Source organism: Brevundimonas sp. FG128 (genome assembly GCF_057809775.1).
The window spans coordinates 112,113-131,240 of the sequence record NZ_JBMDKP010000003.1; the positions used below are offsets into that span (position 1 = coordinate 112,113).

Annotated in this window: 16 protein-coding genes; 12 read left to right on the forward strand and 4 right to left on the reverse strand. The window is 67.8% G+C overall.

The window, feature by feature from the left end; genetic code table 11:
* Nucleotides 1-21 precede the first annotated feature (21 nt).
* The 9 genes from ACODSC_RS09090 (at nucleotide 22) to ACODSC_RS09130 (ending at nucleotide 10,969) form a co-directional block, all read left to right on the forward strand.
* Nucleotides 22-2,427, forward strand: a complete 2,406-nt coding sequence (locus tag ACODSC_RS09090; protein ID WP_488813583.1) for a DNA translocase FtsK — start codon at nucleotides 22-24, stop codon at nucleotides 2,425-2,427.
* 187 nt (nucleotides 2,428-2,614) lie between these two features.
* Entirely contained in the window at nucleotides 2,615-3,295 is a 681-nt protein-coding gene (locus tag ACODSC_RS09095; RefSeq protein ID WP_488813584.1) for a LolA family protein, read from the forward strand.
* A 65-nt stretch (nucleotides 3,296-3,360) separates the two neighbouring features.
* Entirely contained in the window at nucleotides 3,361-3,915 is a 555-nt protein-coding gene (locus tag ACODSC_RS09100) for a hypothetical protein (protein WP_488813585.1), read from the forward strand.
* Entirely contained in the window at nucleotides 3,912-4,610 is a 699-nt protein-coding gene (locus ACODSC_RS09105) for a DUF2459 domain-containing protein (protein ID WP_488813586.1), read from the forward strand. Before ACODSC_RS09100 ends, ACODSC_RS09105 begins: the two co-directional genes overlap by 4 nt.
* Nucleotides 4,611-4,675: 65 nt before the next feature.
* Entirely contained in the window at nucleotides 4,676-5,143 is a 468-nt protein-coding gene (rbfA, locus tag ACODSC_RS09110; RefSeq protein WP_488813587.1) for a 30S ribosome-binding factor RbfA, read from the forward strand.
* A gap of 82 nt (nucleotides 5,144-5,225) precedes the next feature.
* Nucleotides 5,226-6,158: a tRNA pseudouridine(55) synthase TruB gene (truB, locus tag ACODSC_RS09115; RefSeq protein WP_488813588.1), complete on the forward strand. Its 933-nt coding sequence runs from the start codon at nucleotides 5,226-5,228 to the stop codon at nucleotides 6,156-6,158.
* A gap of 73 nt (nucleotides 6,159-6,231) precedes the next feature.
* Nucleotides 6,232-6,501, forward strand: a complete 270-nt coding sequence (rpsO, locus tag ACODSC_RS09120; RefSeq protein WP_135194257.1) for a 30S ribosomal protein S15 — start codon at nucleotides 6,232-6,234, stop codon at nucleotides 6,499-6,501.
* 243 nt (nucleotides 6,502-6,744) lie between these two features.
* Nucleotides 6,745-8,982 carry a polyribonucleotide nucleotidyltransferase gene (gene pnp / locus ACODSC_RS09125; RefSeq protein ID WP_428153284.1) on the forward strand — a complete coding sequence of 746 codons (2,238 nt, stop codon included), beginning with the start codon at nucleotides 6,745-6,747 and terminating at the stop codon, nucleotides 8,980-8,982.
* Nucleotides 8,983-9,139: 157 nt separating this feature from the next.
* Complete coding sequence (locus ACODSC_RS09130; RefSeq protein ID WP_488813589.1) at nucleotides 9,140-10,969, forward strand: DUF885 domain-containing protein; 1,830 nt, start codon at nucleotides 9,140-9,142, stop codon at nucleotides 10,967-10,969.
* Here ACODSC_RS09130 and ACODSC_RS09135 read toward each other — a convergent pair.
* The 3 genes from ACODSC_RS09135 to ACODSC_RS09145 are packed head-to-tail and all read right to left on the reverse strand — an operon-like array spanning nucleotide 10,966 to nucleotide 13,225.
* The gene (locus tag ACODSC_RS09135) at nucleotides 10,966-11,898 is read right to left on the reverse strand and encodes an NAD(P)/FAD-dependent oxidoreductase (protein ID WP_488813590.1); all 933 of its coding nucleotides are present in this window, start codon (nucleotides 11,896-11,898) and stop codon (nucleotides 10,966-10,968) included. The genes ACODSC_RS09130 and ACODSC_RS09135 overlap by 4 nt on opposite strands.
* The gene (locus ACODSC_RS09140; protein WP_488813591.1) at nucleotides 11,871-13,016 is read right to left on the reverse strand and encodes a DUF1176 domain-containing protein; all 1,146 of its coding nucleotides are present in this window, start codon (nucleotides 13,014-13,016) and stop codon (nucleotides 11,871-11,873) included. Before ACODSC_RS09140 ends, ACODSC_RS09135 begins: the two co-directional genes overlap by 28 nt.
* Nucleotides 13,013-13,225, reverse strand: a complete 213-nt coding sequence (locus ACODSC_RS09145; RefSeq protein WP_488813592.1) for a hypervirulence associated TUDOR domain-containing protein — start codon at nucleotides 13,223-13,225, stop codon at nucleotides 13,013-13,015. Before ACODSC_RS09145 ends, ACODSC_RS09140 begins: the two co-directional genes overlap by 4 nt.
* Before the next feature lie 309 nt (nucleotides 13,226-13,534).
* Here ACODSC_RS09145 and ACODSC_RS09150 point away from each other — a divergent pair, with 309 nt between their 5' ends.
* From ACODSC_RS09150 to ACODSC_RS09160, 3 genes are all read left to right on the forward strand, one after another.
* Complete coding sequence (locus ACODSC_RS09150) at nucleotides 13,535-14,755, forward strand: NADP-dependent isocitrate dehydrogenase (RefSeq protein ID WP_135194264.1); 1,221 nt, start codon at nucleotides 13,535-13,537, stop codon at nucleotides 14,753-14,755.
* Between the two features lie 159 nt (nucleotides 14,756-14,914).
* A complete protein-coding gene (locus tag ACODSC_RS09155) occupies nucleotides 14,915-15,490 on the forward strand; it encodes a DUF2939 domain-containing protein (protein ID WP_488813593.1) in 576 nt (191 codons plus the stop codon).
* A 42-nt stretch (nucleotides 15,491-15,532) separates the two neighbouring features.
* Complete coding sequence (locus tag ACODSC_RS09160) at nucleotides 15,533-16,087, forward strand: DUF2939 domain-containing protein (RefSeq protein ID WP_488813594.1); 555 nt, start codon at nucleotides 15,533-15,535, stop codon at nucleotides 16,085-16,087.
* Between the two features lie 307 nt (nucleotides 16,088-16,394).
* Here ACODSC_RS09160 and alaS read toward each other — a convergent pair whose 3' ends face one another.
* Complete coding sequence (alaS, locus tag ACODSC_RS09165; protein WP_488813595.1) at nucleotides 16,395-19,043, reverse strand: alanine--tRNA ligase; 2,649 nt, start codon at nucleotides 19,041-19,043, stop codon at nucleotides 16,395-16,397.
* Nucleotides 19,044-19,128 lie beyond the last annotated feature (85 nt).

Below are 19,128 nucleotides of genomic sequence, written 5' to 3' on the forward strand. Positions count from 1 at the left end.
GTCGTCAGGGTTCGCCCTCCCATGTCCACCGCCCTCGCCATCAGCCGTCAGGCCTGGATCAGCGCCCGCATCCTGTGGGACGCGCCCTTTGTGGTGCGGTTCAGGGGGGTGCTTCAGGCGCTTTTGGCGACCCTGCTGCTGGTCGCCCTGGTGTCGTGGAATCCGGCGGACGCCAGCCTGAACGCGGCCTCCAGCCTGCCGACCACCAACTGGCTGGGGGCGAACGGCGCCCTGTTCGCCGATCTGTTCATGCAGTCGCTAGGTCTGGCCGCCTGGCCCGCCGCCCTGCTTCTGGTCGCCTTCGGCCTGGCCCGCGCGGTCGGCGATGCGATCCAGCAAAGGCTCAAGCCCTCGCCGCTGAAAGCCTTCGCCGCGACCGGCGGGGTGCTGTTGCTTTCCAGCGCCTTGGCCGCTCTGGCCGCGCCCGCCGCCTGGCCGTTGGCGGCAGGTCTCGGCGGTCTGTGGGGCGATGCGGTCACAGGTCTGGCGGCGCGCGGGATCGGCGCCCTGCATATTCCCGGCGGACGGATCATCGCCGGCGTCATCTTCCTGATTGTCGGCCTCTGGCTGGTCGGTTTCGCCATCGGCCTGCGCGCCATGGACTTCATCGACGCCCTGCATTGGGGCAAGTCTCTGCGCCCGGCCGTCGCACCCCGCGCTGCGGCCCAGCCTGTCCGCGAAAAGGCGCCGGCCAAGGCCCGCACGCCCCGCGCTGCGCCCCCGCCCGAGGAGGCTTCGCAAGCCGCGCCCGCAGATGCGCCGCAGACCGCCTATGACGACCTGCCGCCGTGGGAGGACGACGCCGTCCAGCCCGCGCCGCGCCCGTCGGCCGCCCGCCCTGTCGAGCCGCGCGTCGCTGCGGTCAAGGCGCCCAAGGCCCGCAAGGATGACGTGGACCAGCAGGCCTTCGACTTCGCGCGGCCCGAGGGCGATTTCGACCTGCCGCCGCTGGGCATACTGACCAAGCCCCCCCAGCGCGTGGGTGCGGTCGACGAGGATTCGCTTAAGCAGAACGCCAAGATGCTGGAGGGCGTGCTTCAGGAGTTCGGCGTGCGCGGCGTGATCGACCAGATCCGCCCCGGCCCGGTCGTCACCCTGTACGAACTGGTCCCCGCCCCCGGCGTGAAACACGGCCGCGTGGTGGCCTTGGCCGACGACATCGCCCGGTCGATGTCGGCTCGCGCCTGCCGCATCTCGGTGGTCCAAGGCCGCAACGCCATCGGCATCGAGCTGCCCAACGCCAAGCGCGAGACCGTCTATCTGCGCGACCTGCTGTCCAGCGCCGAATACGACAAGAAGGGCCACCTGCTGCCCCTGGCCCTGGGCGAGACCATCGGCGGCGAACCCTATGTCGCCGACCTGGCGCGCATGCCCCATCTGCTGATCGCGGGCACCACCGGTTCGGGCAAGTCGGTGGGGGTCAACGCCATGATCCTGTCGATCCTGTATCGCCACAGTCCGGCCGAATGCCGCTTCATCATGATCGACCCCAAGATGCTGGAGCTGTCGGTCTATGACGGCATCCCGCACCTGCTGGCGCCGGTCGTGACCGATCCGAAGAAGGCCGTCGTCGCCCTGAAATGGACGGTGCGCGAGATGGAGGACCGCTATCGCCGCATGTCCAAGCTGGGGGTGCGCAACATCGCATCCTACAATGAGCGCGCCCGCGAAGCTCAAGCGAAAGGCGAGCATTTCGAACGCACGGTCCAGACCGGCTTCGACGACCAAGGCCGCCCGGTCTATGAGTCCGAGAAAATCCGGCCCGAGCCCCTGCCCTTCCTGGTCGTGGTCATGGACGAAATGGCCGACCTGATGCTGGTCGCCGGCAAGGACGTCGAAGGCGCCGTCCAGCGTCTGGCCCAGATGGCGCGGGCCGCCGGCATCCACCTGATCATGGCCACGCAACGCCCGTCGGTCGACGTGATCACCGGCACCATCAAGGCCAACTTCCCGACCCGCATCAGCTTCCAAGTCACGTCCAAGATCGACAGCCGCACCATCCTGGGCGAACAGGGCGGCGAACAACTGCTGGGCCAGGGCGACATGCTCTATATGGCCGGCGGCGGACGGATCACCCGACTGCACGGTCCGTTCGTGGACGACAAGGAAGTCGAGGACGTCTGCAAACACCTGAAGGCCCAGGCCGAGCCCGACTATTTGGACCTGATCACCGACGAGCCGGACGGCGACAGCGACGGCGCCGTGGACGAAGGCGGCGGCGGCTCGGGCGACGACCTCTATGACCGCGCGGTCGCCGTCGTCACCCGCGACCGCAAGGCCTCGACCTCTTACGTCCAGCGTCGCCTCCAGATCGGCTACAACCGCGCCGCCTCCCTGATCGAGCGGATGGAGCAGGAAGGCGTGGTCAGCCCCGCCAACCACGCCGGCAAGCGCGACGTCCTGGCCGGCCCGCCGCCGATGGTGTGATCCAAGCCAAGGAACGGCTGCGCCCGCGAGCCGTTGTCTGGCCCGCTATCTCTCCCAAGCTTCAGCATTTCGATGAACAGGGCTTCATCGCAGCGCCGGAATATGGTCAGGCTCGCGTCATTCCGACGCCAAGCCGACTGGGCAAGACGGCAGGATCGACAACCATCCCGAACGGGAGACGGACTTCATGACTGTAAAGACCCTCGCCATCGCACCCGCCGACCTCCAGCGCCGCCAGATGCTTCTGGGCGCCGGCCTGTTCGCCGGGACCGCCGCATTGGGCCTGATCGCCTCGCCTGCCGACGCCCAGTCGAACCTGTCGGCCGAGGACCGCGCGGTGGTCCAGCAGGCGCAAGGCTATCTTCAGGCCCTGACCTCGGCCCAGGGGACGTTCGTCGAGACCGGTCCCAACAATGTGCGCCGCGAAGGTCGCTTCTACCTTCAACGTCCGGGCAAGATGCGGTTCGAATACACCAATCCGGCCGGCCTGCTGGTCGTGTCCGACGGCTACAACGTCAAACGCTACGACCCGCGCCTGAAGAATTTCCAGCAGGTGCCGCTGGGCCGCACGCCCCTGTCCACCTTCCTGGCGCGCAACGTCCGGCTGGACCAGGGCGTCCGCATCGAGCGGGTGACGCGGATGGCGTCGGGCGCCTTCGCCATCACGGCGCGGGATTCCGGCCGTCCGAACGACGGCCAAGTCGTTCTGGCCTTTGCCGGCGATCCGATGCGGCTGCATGAATGGACCATCACCGATCCGCAAGGCGCGCGCACGCGCACCCAGCTGACGTCCCTGCAACCGGCATCGAACCTGCCGGGACGCCTGTTCCAGCTCAGCGACCCGACCCGTCGTCCCGGCCGGAACTGATCGGCGCACCCGTTTTCGCATCGACGGTGATTTTTCCTCAACCGCTCTGGCCCTAGACTGGGGGCATGAGCGCGACCGCATCGCCGTCCGGCGTCCCATCGCTGAAATGGATCGTGGCGGTCGGCCTGTGCGCCCTCGCCCTGGTCATGATCGGCGCGGTGATCGTCGAGCCGGCGATGCATCGGCTGATGCTGCGTTGGGACCGGGCTGAGGCGCCGACGCGCCCGGCGCCTGAACGGATCGAGGTCGGAGAGGCGGTTCTGTCCGGACGCTACGTCGCCGGACCTGGCCTGGCGCTGACGGCCGAGGGCGGCGTCCTGACCACCGACGGAGGCGGTCGCCTGACGTCGGCGCCGCATCGGCTGGTCATGGCGGACGAGCCGACCAGCGTCTCGCGGGCGTTCGCCGACCTCATGGCCGTGCCGCCGAGCGTCCAGATCGAGATTCGTCGTGTGATGTCCGACCAGGATTCGCGCCTTTGCGCCGGGCATGAGGTGGGTTGGCTCGCCTTCGCCATGCGACGCGACGGCTTCAGGTTGATGCCCGTTCGCCAGGGGCCGCCGCCGGGCGCCTTGGCGCCCGATGATCGCCTGTGCGGCGTGCTGGATTTCGGACGGTGAGGATCGGCCTGCCGCTCGCCGTCCTTGTGGGCGTCCTCGCCGCCCTTCTGACCTGGACGCGGCTCGGCCACACGGACCGGCTGGCGAGAGGCGACGCTGTGGTCATTCAGGTGCGCGACAACGGCTTTCACACCGATCTCGCGGCGCCGCGCAGGACGCTGGTCGCAAGAGGCGGTCCGCTGGGTCGGGCCGTCGCCGCCCTGCCGCCTGGCGACTGGATCCTGATCGGCTGGGGCGACGCCCGGTTCTATGTGGACCAGAGGCCGATCGCCGACCGGCTGCCCGACGGGGCCCGCGCCTTCTTCCGGCCGGGCAATCCAGCGGTGGTGATGCTGGATCCGGAGACGGCGGATTCCCTTTCCAGCTATGGCGAAGACGCCGCGACCCTGACCTTGACTTCCGCCCAGTTCGACCGGCTGGCGGCGCGCATCGAGGCGTCGCTGGACCTGTCGGACGCCGCGCCGCGCATCGTGGCCGCGCGCCCTGGCGACGACGCCCGTTTCCTGGCCAGTCGCGAGACCTTCTCTCTCCTGCATCTTTGCAACCACTGGACGGCCGGCGTGCTGAACGCCGGCGGGGTCTCGGTCCGACCGGTCCAGTCGGTCAGCTCGTCGGAGGTGATGCGATCCGTGCGGGCGGCGGAACGGCGTCGGAAACGGGCCGCCGAACTGGACACGGCGGCTCCGCGCGCCTAGACCGCCCGACTTTCGCTTATCCGGCCGGGTCCGAGCCCCGGCGGGCGAACAAGAAGGAGAGGCCGATGGCCCACAAGCAATTTACCCGCAGTTCCTCCAGCGCCAGCCCTGCAGGAAAAGCGCCCAGCCAGCGCCAGTTGCGCGCCGGCGAGCTGATCCGTCACGCCCTGGTCGACATCCTGCGCGAGGAGGACATCCGCGACGAGGCCCTGGCCGACGTGTCCATCACCGTGACCGAGGTTCGCCTGTCGCCGGACCTGAAACACGCCACCTGTTTCGTCGAACCCCTGGGCGCCGGCGTCGAGGCCGCGGCGACCAACGGCCATGAGAGCGAGATCATCAAGGCCCTGAACGTCCACGCCAAGTTCATCCGCGGTCAGCTGGGCCGGCGCCTGGACATGAAGTTCACGCCCGACCTGAAGTTCCGCCACGACGAGAGCTTCGGCGCCGCCAACCACATGGACAAGCTGTTCGCCGATCCACGCATCCAGGCCGACCTGGCGGCTCGCGACGACGAAGGTAACGACGCTTGATTGACCGGCCTCAAGCAGCGCGAAGCGCGGTTGCCCCAGCCTTGCGGCCTCAAGTAGCGCGAAGCGCGATAGGCCCAGCATAATGGCCCGCAAGAAGAAGGGCGACATCGTCGACGGCTGGGTCTGCCTGGACAAGCCGTTCGAGATGGGATCGACGGAAGCCGTCAGCCGCATCCGCCGCCTGTTCAACGCCCAGAAGGCCGGTCACGCCGGGACGCTGGACCCGCTGGCCAGCGGCATCCTGCCCATCGCCCTGGGCGAGGCGACCAAGACCGTGCCGATGATGATGGAGGCGCAGAAGGTCTATCGTTTCACCATCAACTGGGGCGTCTCGACCGACAGCGTGGACCGCGAGGGCGAGATCATCGGCCGTTCCGACGTGCGGCCCACGGTCGAGGCGGTGAAGGCGGCGCTGCCGGCCTTCGTCGGCGAGATCGACCAGACCCCGCCGCGTTTCTCGGCGATCAAGGTGGACGGCGCCCGCGCCTATGACCTGGCCCGCGACGGGGTCGAGTTCGAGCTCCAGTCCCGCCGCGTGACCATCTATTCGGCCGAGGTCAGCGATGCGCCGGACGCCGATCATGTCGAACTGACCATCCGCACCGGCAAGGGCGTCTATGTCCGCTCGCTGGCGCGCGACCTGGCCGTCGTGCTGAGCGCCGAGGGTCATGTGTCGGCCCTGCGGCGCGAACTGGTCGGGCCGTTCAGCACGCAAAACGCCGTGACTCTGGATTCTCTGGAGGAAATGGTGCATAGGGGCGCCGCCTCGGAAGGCTTGCTTGCCGTTGCGACCGCCCTGGACGACATCCCGGAGCTGGCCGTGACGGAACAGGACGCCTTCTCGCTTCGGCAGGGACGCCCGATCGTTCTGCTCCCCCGTCAGGTGGAAACCCTCAAGGATCGTCTCACAGGCGGTTCGCGGACGGTTTCAGCCTTTCAGGGCCAGACCCTCGTCGCGCTGTGTCAGTTGCGGGCCGGCCGGTTAGAACCCGACCGCGTTTTCAATCTTTCCTGATCGCCTGATCAGGGGACTCCAACCCGGCCTCAAGTAGCGCGAAAGCGCGGTAGGCCATCAAGGGAGACTTTCGATGTCGGTTACTGCTGAACGCAAGCACGAGATCATCGCCGATAACGCCCGCACCGCTGGCGACACCGGCTCGGCCGAGGTTCAGGTCGCGATCCTGTCGGAACGCATCGCCAACCTTACCGAACACTTCAAGACCCACAAGAAGGACAACCACTCGCGTCGTGGCCTTCTGAAGATGGTGTCGCAACGTCGCCGCCTGCTCGACCACCTCACCAAGGTCGACGCCGATCGCTACCAAGCGCTCATCGCCAAGCTGGGCCTGCGCCGCTAAGGCGTCGGATCAGTGTAGAATACGCTTTCGAGGCGCGGACGGTCACGTCCGCGCCTCGTTGTGCGACTAGAGACGACCTGTGCGCCGCAGGACTTACGGCGCAGTTGCGAGGGCCATGCCGGTCCTCTCCCGGTCGATCGCGATGGCGCGGCGACCTCTGGATCGAAGGACTGAACGCCGACGCATCCGCCCCATGATGGGACCCCGCGCGGAATACGCCGCCCGGGATACGAAAGACGAAATATGTTCGATATCAAACGCAAGACGATCGACTGGGCCGGACGCCCGCTGACCCTGGAAACGGGCCGCATCGCCCGCCAGGCCGACGGCGCCGTGCTGGCGACCTACGGCGAGACCGTGGTTCTGGCCACCGTCGTCTATGGCCGCTCGCCCAAGCCGGGCCTGGATTTCTTCCCCCTGACGGTCAACTACCAGGAAAAGACCTTCGCCGCCGGCAAGATCCCGGGCGGCTACTTCAAGCGTGAAGGCCGTCCGACCGAGAAGGAAACCCTGGTTTCCCGCCTGATCGACCGTCCGATCCGCCCGCTGTTCGTCAAGGGCTTCAAGAACGAGACCCAGGTCGTCGTCACCGTGCTGCAGCACGACATGGAGAACGACCCGGACATCGTCGGCCTGGTCGCCGCATCGGCCGCCCTGACCATTTCGGGCGTGCCCTTCATGGGGCCCATCGGCGCCGCACGCGTCGGCCTGATCGACGGCGAGCTGGTGCTGAACCCGCACATCGACCTGATCGCGACCTCGGACCTCGACCTGGTGGTCGCCGGCACCCAGGACGCCCTGATGATGGTCGAATCCGAAGCCAAGGAGCTGTCGGAAGAGAAGATGCTGGAAGCCCTGATGTTCGCGCACGCGGGCATGCAGCCGGTGATCGACGCCATCATCGAACTGGCCGAACACGCCGCCAAGGAGCCCTTCGACTTCCAGGCCGAAGATCACTCGGGCGTCGTCGCCTCGATCAAGTCGCTGGTCGGCGAGGACATCAAGGCCGCCTACACCCACCCCGGCAAGTACGACCGCCGCTCGGGCGTCGATGCCGCCAAGAAGGCCGCCGCCGCCAAGCTGGTGAAGACCGACGAGAACCCCGACGGCGTCGATGGCTCCAAGTTCTCGGCCGCCTTCAAAGAATGCGAAGCCGAGGTTCTGCGTCGCGACATCATCGAGAACGCCCACCGCGTCGACGGCCGCGCCCTCGACAAGGTCCGCGCCATCGTGTCGGAAGTCGGCGTCCTGCCGCGCACCCACGGTTCGGCCCTGTTCACGCGTGGGGAAACCCAGGCCCTGGTCGTCGCCACGCTCGGCACCGGCGAGGACGAACAGTATATCGACAGCCTGTCGGGCACCTACAAAGAGAGCTTCCTGCTGCACTACAACTTCCCCCCCTATTCGGTGGGTGAAGCGGGCCGCATGGGTTCGCCCGGCCGTCGCGAGATCGGTCACGGCAAGCTGGCCTGGCGCGCGGTTCGTCCGATGCTGCCGTCGAAGGAAGACTTCCCCTACACCATCCGTCTGGTCTCCGAGATCACCGAGTCGAACGGCTCGTCCTCGATGGCCACGGTCTGCGGCGCTTCGCTGGCCCTGATGGACGCGGGCGTGCCGCTGATCCGTCCGGTCTCGGGCATCGCCATGGGCCTGATCCTGGAGCCGTCGGGCGAGTTCGCCATCCTGTCGGACATCCTGGGTGACGAAGATCACCTGGGCGACATGGACTTCAAGGTCGCCGGCACGTCGGAAGGCATCACCAGCCTTCAGATGGACATCAAGGTCGCCGGCATCACCAAGGAGATCATGAAGCAGGCTCTGACCCAGGCCTCGGCCGGTCGCCTCCACATCCTGGACGAGATGTCCAAGGCCATGGATGCGCCGCGCACCGAACTGGGCGAGCACGCGCCGAAGATCGAAACGGTCAAGATCCCGGTCGACAAGATCCGTGAAGTGATCGGTTCGGGCGGCAAGGTCATCCGCGAGATCGTCGAGAAGACCGGCGCCAAGATCGACATCGGCGATGACGGCACCATCAAGGTCGCCGCCAACGACCAGGAGAAGATCGACGCTGCCAAGGCCTGGATCCAGTCCATCGCCTCGGAGCCGGAAGTCGGAACCATCTACTCCGGCAAGGTCGTGAAGGTCGTCGATTTCGGCGCCTTCGTGAACTTTTTCGGCGCCAAGGACGGCCTGGTCCACGTGTCCCAGATCGCTCTGGAACGCGTCGCCAACCCGGCCGACGTCCTGTCGGAAGGCCAAGAAGTGAAGGTCAAGTTCCTGGGCTTCGACGATCGCGGCAAGACCAAGCTGTCGATGAAGATCGTCGACCAGACCACGGGTGAAGACCTGACCGACAAGATCAACGCCGAACGCGCCGAGCGTGGCGAAGAGCCTCTGTCGGACGACACCGGCGGCCGTCCCAAGCGCGAAGGCGGCGGTGATCGCGGTGGCGATCGCGGACGTCGTCGTCGCGACTAGGCGACCGCGTATCCAAGACCGATGAGGCCCGGCGGAGCGATCCGCCGGGCTTTTTCTTTGGCCGCACCATGCAGAGATCGGGGCCTGTCTGGAATTTCACTTGCCGCGCCCGCGCCTGCGGTCTCCATTGCCGCATCCAATTTCGAGGGGCCGTTCCATGTTCGATCGTCGTCGTCTTCTTCAGTCCGCCGCACTGGGCGCCGGCCTCGTCGCCGTGGGCGGTCCCGCTTTCGCCCGACAGGCCGCGCCTCAGGGCGACGCCGCCGCCCAGCTGAAGACCTTCATGGACGCCACGTTCGAGCAGACGCTGGACAGGAGCCCCGAGGTCGTCACCATGTTCGGCCTGGACAAGGGCGACCGCGCCGCCGCCAAGTCGAAACTGACCGCGCCCACACGCGCAGAGGAAGACGACCAGCGAGCCTTCACGCGTCGCCAGCGCGCCGAACTGGCCCGGATCGACCGCACCAAACTGGATGCGCGCAACGCCAACTATTACGACAGCCTGGCGCAAAATCTGGACGGGGTGATCGCCACCTTCGACATCCCCTATGGCCAGGGCGGCTGGCCCAATCCGTACCGGGTCAGCCAGCAGGGCGGCGCCTATCAGTCCACGCCGGACTTCCTGGCCAACCAGCACACCATAGAGACGGCCGCCGACGCCGACGCCTATGTCGCGCGCGTCAACGCCTTCGCCGACGTGCTGCTGGCCGAGACGGACCGGGTGAAGGAGGAATATGCGCTCGGCGTCATCCCGCCTGACTTCATCCTGGCCAAGGCGATCCGCCAGCAGGACGGCTTCCTGGCGACCCCGGCGGCGACCTCGCCCCTGGTGCAGTCGGTCGTCGATCGCGCGCGCGCCAAGGGGCTGACCGGCGACTGGGGCGCCCAGGTCGAACGTCTGGTGACCGAGCGGGTCTATCCGGCGCTCGCCGCCCAGAACGCGGTGCTGAAGGCCGCCCAGCCGAACGCCGTGCATGAGGCCTCGGTGCGCCGCCTGCCGCAGGGCGAGCAGTATTACGCCAACAGCCTGCACTACATCACCACGACCCGGCTGACGGCGGACGAGATCCACCGCACCGGCGTCGAGCAGATGGCCGATCTGACGGCGCGGGCCGACGTGCTGCTGAAGGCGCAAGGGCTGACGCAGGGCTCGGTCGCCGAGCGGATCAAGGCCCTGGGGGACGATCCCAAATACGTCTACGCCAACACCGACGCCGGCAAGGCCGAGCTGATCGAAAAGCTGAACGCCCAGATGGCCGACATGCAGGCGCGGCTCCCCAACGCCTTCGGTCGGCTGCCCAAGGCCAAGGTCGAGATCAAGCGCGTGCCGCCCGAGATCGAGGCCGGCGCGCCGATGGGCTACTACAACTCGCCCAGCCTGGATGGGACGCGGCCCGGCATCTACTGGATCAATCTGAAGGACACGGCGGAATGGCCGTCCTGGACCCTGCCCACCCTGACCTATCACGAGGCCACGCCGGGCCATCACCTCCAGATCAGCCTGCAGCAGGAGAGCGAGTCCGCGCCCCTGCTGATGAACCTGTTGGGCTTCTCCAGCTATGTCGAGGGCTGGGGCCTGTACGCCGAACAGCTGGCCGACGAGATGGGCGCCTATGAGAACGATCCGGTGGGCCAGATCGGCTACCTCCAGTCGCTGATGTTCCGCGCCGCCCGCCTGGTGGTCGACACCGGCATCCACTCCAAGGGCTGGAGCCGCGAACAGGGCATCCGCTACATGATGGAGGCCTATGGCGATCAGGAAGGCGCGGCGACGTCCGAGGTCGAACGCTATTGCGGCTGGCCGGGCCAGGCCTGCGCCTACAAGGTCGGACACAACGAATGGGTCCGCCTGCGCGAAAAGGCCAAGACGACCTTGGGGCCCAAGTTCGATATCAAGGGCTTCCACGACACTGCCCTGGCCGCCGGCGGGGTGCCGCTGTCGGTGCTGGAGCGGATCGTGGACGGCTGGGTCGCGACCCAGGCCTAGTCGGCGACGGTCAGGCCGTCGGCCTGGCGCAGGCGGTTGTGGATGTCGGTCGCGGCGACGGCGGCTTCGGCGGTCGCCACGGCGATCTGGTTGAGACCGCGCACGACGTCGCCGGCGGCGTAGAGGCCGGGGATGCTGGTCGCCTGATGCAGATCGACCTCAAGCCGACCGTCGTCGGCGAGGCGCGCGTCCAGGCCTCGGGCCAGTTCGGCGTTTGGCGACGTGCCCAGCGCCGAATAGACCAGGTCGAAGGCGCGGGTCTGGCCGCCCCAGGTCAGGGCGGTCACGCGGTCCTGTTCCAGCTCCACCGCCTCCAGCGGCGCCAGGATCAGTTCGACGCCCAGCCTGTCCAGCTCGTCGCGGCGCGAGAGAGCCTCGGCGGGGCCGATGTGGATCAGCGTCACCCGGTCGGAATAGGTGCGCATGAAGGCGGCTTCGCGCGCGCCCTTGTCGCTGTGACCGATGACGGCGACCGCCTTGTCCGTGGCTTCATAGCCGTCGCAGATGGGGCAGACGCGGACCAGCGACCGTTGCACGGCGCGTTCGACGCCCGGCAGGTCGGGGTGATGATCGACGACGCCGGTCGCCAGCAGCACGGCGCGGGCGCGAATGGTGCGGCCGTCCACCTGGGCGACGAAGCCGTCGCCGGCGCGGCCCAGGGTGTCGACCCGGCCGGACATGACGACCGCCCCATATTCCTCGGCCTGTTCGCGCATCCGCTTCAGGATGTCCGCGCCGCCGATTCCTGCAGGAAAGCCCGGCATATTGTGGCTGACAGGGATCCAGCAGGCGCGCGGTTCGCCCGCGTCGACCACCAGGGTCCGCCTGCGGAAACGACCGAGATAGGTCGCCGCCGTCAGACCGGCCGGACCCGCCCCGACGATCAGGACCTCCGGGTCGTTCACCGCGTGCGCCAGGCGACGGGCCACAGGTCGGATCGCACGCCCGCGCATTGGCCCATCGTGCTTTCCTCCGTCAGGACGAAGCGGTCGCCGGTCCAGGCCCAGGTCTGGGCCGACCCGCAGTCGCCGATGCCGCGTCCCTTGGCGAAGGCCGACAGGGTGCGGGTCTTGGGATCATAGGCGCCATTGACGGTGGAGTTGTCGGCCATGACCGGATCGGCGACGTGTCCGGCCGTTCCGGCGAGGATGGCGGGACGGGGATCGCGGCCTCCCGGTCCCGTCAGATACCAGTTGTGGGTGACATTGTAGGCGCCCGAACCGCACGGCACGCCCCACAGCTCGGTGCGGGCGTCTAGCCGGGCGGACATGACCATGTCGCTGATCGCCGGCATGGCGGATTCCTTCAGGCAGGTTCCGACCTCGGTGCGGGTGCGAAGGGCGGCGGGAACGGTCTGGTTCACGTCGCCGAAGCCCGCCTGATCCACGGCCGGGGCCGGCGTGACCGTCGGCAGGGGCGGGGCGACCGGGACGGCGGACGCGGGACGGTCGCCACGGCGGATCAGGGCCGTGGTGGTGTTCAGACGGCCCTGCTTCTCATCGATCCACAACAGGGCGGCGGCGGCGCCGTGCAGGGAGACGTCCTGGGTCGAGGCGCCGCGAATGGTCATGACCTTGCCCTGAGCCATGGCGTCGATCGCGGCGCGGGCGTCAGTGCGGATTTCTCCGATCGGCGCTTCCGCCTCGCCCTCCGGGGTGAGCGTGGAGGCAAAGGCGCGACCGTCGATTGTCAGCGCGATCTGGCCGGGGCCCTTGGCGTCGCTGTCGGGCCAATAGCCGAACAGGATCTGGGGCTGGGCGTCCGGGCCGGGCGCCAGGGTGATGCGCACCCAGCCGGCGGCGAACGCGGGCGCGAAGCCGAAGGCCCAGCAGGTTCCGTCGTTGCCGCAGGTCGCGCTCCAGTCGCGGAACTGCTTGGTCTCGCTGCGGATCTGAAGCACGGGCGCGGCGGCAGAGGCGGCGGTCGCAGGCATGGCGGCCTTGGGGGCAACAGGCGCCTTGGCGGCGTCCTTGTCGCCGCAACCGGCGACGGCGAAGGCGGACAGGGCCAGGGCGGAAAGCACGACGCCGCGAGACAGGGTCTTCATGCCTTCTTCAACTCCGACGGCTTGTGCGCCGCGCGCGCGCCGGTCTTGGCGCTCTCGACGATATACTCGGGATTGTCAGGCGAGGCTGCGACCTTGTGGCCCTTGATGTGGGTTTCGGAGGTGACCTTCCTGACGACCTTGCCGGTCGTCGTGCCCTGGCTGTGGTCCCACTTTACGCGGTCGCCGGCCTTGAACGTCTTGTCGGGCATGGCTGCGCTCCCTGCTGTGTCGCTTCCTGTTCAGCGATCAGCCTGCGCATCAGTTCCGCATCGATCACGGGCGGGACTTCGCAGAAGGTGACGATCCACCGATCGACCAGATCACGTTCCTCCTTCGTCATTCCATCGTCCGTCGCCGCCCCTGGGCCAAGGAGAAGCCCAGACCCGCCAAAGGGTTCAGCGTGGCGTCGAGGTTTTTTCCGGGCGGGGTTAACTGACGGCGGGGTTTGCGTGGGCGCGCGGCCCCGCTATATCCCCGCCACGACATTCCTTCCCTACAGTCACAGGCGGACCGCACGCATGGCCAAGATCAAGGTCGAAAACCCCATCGTCGACATCGACGGCGACGAAATGACCCGCATCATCTGGCAGATGATCAAGGACAAGCTGGTCTTCCCGTTCCTGGATCTCGAACTGGACTACTACGACCTGGGCATGGAGCACCGCGACGCCACCGACGACCAGGTGACGATCGACGCCGCCCACGCGATCCAGAAGCACGGCGTCGGCGTCAAGTGCGCCACCATCACGCCTGACGAAGCGCGCGTCGCCGAGTTCGGCCTGAAGAAGATGTGGAAGTCGCCGAACGGCACCATCCGCAACATCCTGGGCGGCGTGGTCTTCCGCGAGCCGATCATCTGCTCGAACGTGCCGCGCCTGGTTCCCGGCTGGACCCAGCCGATCGTCGTCGGCCGCCACGCCTTCGGCGACCAGTACAAGGCCACCGACTTCCTGATGCCCGGACCGGGCACCCTGACGATCAAGTTCGTCGGCGAAGACGGCGCCGTGATCGAGCACGAGGTCTACAAGGCGCCCGGCGCCGGCGTGGCCATGGCCATGTACAACCAGGACGACTCGATCCGCGAGTTCGCCCACGCCAGCTTCGCCTATGGCCTGCAGCGCAACTATCCGGTCTATCTGTCGACCAAGAATACGATCCTGAAAGCCTATGACGGCCGCTTCAAGGACCTGTTCCAGGAAGTGTTCGACGCCCATTACGCCGCCGAGTTCAAGGCGCGCGGCCTGACCTACGAGCACCGCCTGATCGACGACATGGTCGCGGCGGCCATGAAGTGGTCCGGCGGCTTCGTCTGGGCGTGCAAGAACTATGACGGCGACGTGCAGTCGGACGTGGTGGCGCAGGGCTTCGGCTCGCTGGGCCTGATGACCTCGGTGCTGATGACGCCGGACGGCAAGGTGCTGGAGACCGAGGCCGCCCACGGCACCGTGACCCGTCACTATCGCCAGCACCAGAAGGGCGAGGCCACCTCGACCAACTCGATCGCCTCGATCTTCGCCTGGACCCGCGGCTTCAAGCACCGCGCCAAGCTGGACGACAATGCGGCCCTGGCCACCTTCGCCGACACGCTGGAGAAGGTCGTCGTGGACACCGTCGAGAGCGGCCACATGACCAAGGACCTGGCGCTGCTGGTCGGCGACCAACAGGGCTGGCTGACCACCGAGGGCTTCCTCGACAAGGTCGCCGAGAACCTGAAGACCGCCCTGCCGGACGTCGGCTAAGCCGAACGACCTGCGGTCTTGCCGCAAGGGACTTCGCGTCCTCAAGCAGCGCGAAGCGCGGTAGGACCAAAAGAATGAGCCCCGCCGGAGCGATCCGGCGGGGCTTTTCGTTGTGCCTGGGTCAAAGCCGTGCATGATCGGTGCGAGCGGGGAGTTCGGGTGAAGCGTATCTTCGGAAACTTGGTGCTGGCGGCGCTGGCGCTGGCGGTCGTCGCCTTCTTCGCCGCGCCTGTGGTGGGCTTCTTCGCCATTCGTTCGGCGGCGGAGGCCAGCGATGTGGCGGGTCTGACGCGACTGATCGACTTCACCGCCGTGCGCCAGTCGCTGCGGCCGCAGCTGGCCGGGCGACCGGAAGCGATGGCGCCGGCGCCGTCCTTCCTGGAGGACCCGATCGGGGCGGTGCGTCGGCAGCTGCAGCAGAACCCGATGATGCGTCAGCCGGACGTGGACGCCTATCTGACGCCCGCCGCCCTGTCGGCCCTGACGCGGGGCGAGGGGCGCTACGCCAGCCATCGGCCAGCGACGGACCCAAAGGCCAGGCCGGCGCGCAAGCCCTGGCCAAGGCTGATCTTCTGGGGCGTGAACCGCACCCGGCTGGCGGTGCAGGACCAGGGCGGGTCGCGCACGGTCTTCACCTTCGAGCGGCGAGGGCCGTTCGAGTGGAGGCTGGTCCATATCGGCCTGCCGGACGGAACGGCGCCGGCGAACCCCGTCACGCCGCCCGCGAAAGGGTGAGACCGCCATGCCGATCAGATATCGACCGTTGAGGAAACCCGCATGAGCCGCAAGATCGTCATCGGCCTGGTCGTCGCCGTCGTCGCGGGCTTCCTGATCGCCTGTTTCATCTCGCCCTTCGTGGCGGCGCAGCGGCTGATCCGGGCGGCGCGGACGGGGGATCCGGCGGGGCTGGAGAAGACGGTGGACTTCCCCGCCTTCCGAAACAGTCTGAAGGCCGAGCTGAACGCCCGCGCGGGACAGGAGATCCGCGAGCGGGCCGACGGGAACGACGGCATGGCCGCGCTGGGGATGCTGCTGGCGCCGTCGCTGGTCACGGCGGCGGTGGACAATCTGGTCACGCCCCAGGCCATCGCGGCCATGGTGCGGTCGGGCGAGAAGCCCGAGCCGGAACAGCCCGTCCCGCCGAGCGATACGCCCGCGGCGCCCAAGCATACGCTGCACCAGTCCTGGGCCTATCGCGGGATGAACAGCTTCGCGGTCACCCTGACCCGCGACGACCGGCCGGACGACGCCCTGGTGTTGATCATGGAGCGGCGCGGGCCGTTCGCGTGGAAGCTGGCCGGGGTGGACCTGACGCCCGACCCGATGGCGTGAGGCGCCGGAAAGTGCACTCGGGGCCGAACAAAAAAAAGGAGTGCACTTTCGTGCACTTTGATCTGTGGGACGTCCTCCTTGGTCCAGTCGCCATTATAGGCGCGATTGGAGGCGTGTTAGGGTAGAGGGCGGTTCGGAGCGCCAAGGCGTTGATTATTCACGCCATAGTTTCAGAAAACAGGATGGCTGGCCCCTCTCCCGGCGGGAGAGGGAGGGGTCGGTGGTGCGAACTGGCCCACCGGCCGACCCTCATCCGGCCCTGCGGGCCACCTTCTCCCAAAGGGAGAATGGAAGAGGAGCGCGAGATCTAGCCCGCCAGCGCCGCGCGGACGGCCGAAAGGCCGTCCTCGGCCTTGGAGCCGTCGGGGGCGCCGCCCTGGGCGAAGTCGGGTTTGCCGCCGGCGCCTTGGCCGCCCATGGCGATGACGGCGGCGCGGGCCAGGTCGGCGGCGTTGACGCGGTCCGTCAGGTCGGACGTGACGGCGACGGTGACGGCGGCCTTGCCCTCGGTGACGCCGATCAGGGCGACGACGCCGGTTCCGACCTGTTTGCGGAAGTCCTCGGCCACGCCGCGCAAGCCCTTGCCGTCCACGCCGTCCAGGACGCGGGCCATCAGCTTGATCCCGCCGATCTCTTCCGGCGCCGAAGCCGCGCCGGAGCCGCCGCCGAGCGCCAGTTGCTTCTTCAGCTCGGCGACCTGTTTCTCCAGCGTCTTGACCGAGCCTTGCAGGGCCTCGACCCGGCCGGGGACGTCCTGGGTCTGGATCTTGAAGTCGCGGGCCAGGTTGCGGGTCACCTTGGCCTGACCTTCCAGATAGAGGCGGGCCGCCTCGCCGGTCAGGGCCTCGATGCGGCGGACGCCGGCGGCGACGCCGGTTTCCTGGATCACCTTGAACAGGCCGATGTCGCCGGTGCGGGCCACATGGGTGCCGCCGCACAGTTCGACCGAATAGGGGGCGTTGTCGCTGACCAGCGAGCGACCCAGGGTCAGGACGCGGACCTCGTCGCCGTATTTCTCGCCGAACAGGGCGATGGCGCCGGCCTCGATGGCCTCCTGCGGGGCCATCAGCTTGGTTTCCGCCGGGACGTTCTGGCGGATCACGGCGTTGACCTCGGCCTCGATGGCGGCCAGCTCGTCCTCGGTCACGGGGGCGCCGTGGCTGAAGTCGAAGCGGGCGCGCTCGGCGTCGACCAGCTGGCCCTTCTGGGCGACTGCGGGGCCGAGCACATTCTTCAGGGCCGTGTGCAGCAGGTGGGCGGCGGAGTGGTTGGCGCGGGTGGTCATACGCTTGTCGGCGTCCACCAGCTGGGCGACGCGGGCGCCGATCTGAAGCGTGCCGGCCGTGATCTGGGCCGACAGGACGTGCAGGTCGCCGGCGTGCTTCTTGACGTCGAGAACTTCCGCCTCGCCGCCCGGCCATTCCAGCGTGCCCTGATCGCCGGTCTGGCCGCCGCTTTCGGCATAGAAGGGGGTGGCGTCGAACAGGATTTCGACGATGTCGCCGGCCTCGGCCGTCTCGACCGGGGCGGCGCCCTTCATCAGGGCCAGGACCTCGCCCGAGCCCTCGATGGCGTCATAGCCGTTGAAGACGGTCGGCCCCATACGGTCGCGGATCGCCAGCCATTCGTTGGTGTTGGCGGTCTGGCCCGAGCCCTTCCAATGTTCGCGCGAGCGCTGGCGCTGTTCGGCCATGGCGGATTCGAAGCCGTCCACATTGACCGAGAAGCCGCGACGGCGGGCCTCGTCCTGGGTCAGGTCCAGCGGGAAGCCATAGGTGTCGGACAGGGTGAAGGCGGTCTGGCCGTCCAGCATGTCGCCTGGCCGGAAGCCCTGAACCGCTGTGTCGAACAGGGCCATGCCGCGGCCGAGCGTCGTGCGGAAGCGGACCTCTTCCTGCTTCAGCGTGTCCTCGATGAAGGGCTGGGCGCGGGCGAGTTCGGGGTAGGCGTCGCCCATCTGGGCCACCAGGGTCGGGACCAGACGGTGCATCAGCGGATCGGCGGCGCCCAGCAGGTGGGCGTGGCGCATGGCGCGGCGCATGATCCGGCGCAGCACATAGCCCCGGCCCTCGTTCGACGGGGTGACGCCGTCGGCGATCAGGAAGGAGGAGGAGCGCAGGTGGTCGGCGATGACCCGGTGGCTGGCGGCCTGGTCGCCGGCGGCCTTGGTCGAGGTGGCGTCTTCGGACGCCGCGATCAGGGTCTTGAACAGGTCGGTCTCGAACACCGAATGCACGCCCTGAAGCACGGTGGTCATCCGCTCCAGGCCCATGCCGGTATCCACGCTGGGCTTGGGAAGGTTGCGAACGATCTGGTCGTTCTCCTTCTCGAACTGCATGAAGACGTTGTTCCAGATCTCGACGTAGCGATCACCGTCCTCGTCCGGCGAGCCGGGAGGGCCGCCGGGGATCTTGTCGCCGTGGTCCCAGAAGATTTCGGTGCAGGGGCCGCAGGGACCGCTATCGCCCATGGCCCAGAAGTTGTCCGAGCCGGCGATGCGGATGATCTTGTCGTCGGAGAAGCCGGTGACCTTCTTCCAGATCGCGGCGGCCTCGTCATCGTCGATATAGACGGTGACCAACAGGCGTTTGGCGTCCAGGCCGAACTCCTGCGTGACCAGGTTCCACGCCCGGTCGATGGCGTGTTCCTTGAAATAGTCGCCGAAGGAGAAGTTCCCCAGCATTTCGAAGAAGGTCAGGTGGCGGGCGGTGTAGCCGACGTTGTCCAGGTCATTGTGCTTGCCCCCGGCGCGGACGCATTTCTGCGACGAGGTGGCGCGCGGATAGGGCGGCTTGGACGCGCCGGTGAAATAGTCCTTGAACGGCACCATGCCCGCATTGACGAACAGCAGGGACGGATCGTTCTGCGGCACCAGCGGCGCCGAGTGCACCTTCTCGTGACCGTCGGCCGCGAAATAGTTCAGATAGGTGGCGCGGATCTCGTTCAGGCTGGGCATGTGGCGGTCTTCGGCTCGGTCGTCGCAAAGGAACCGGCGTCATATAGGGTTTTGTCGGGGAGCGCATCACCCCGGACCGCCCCGG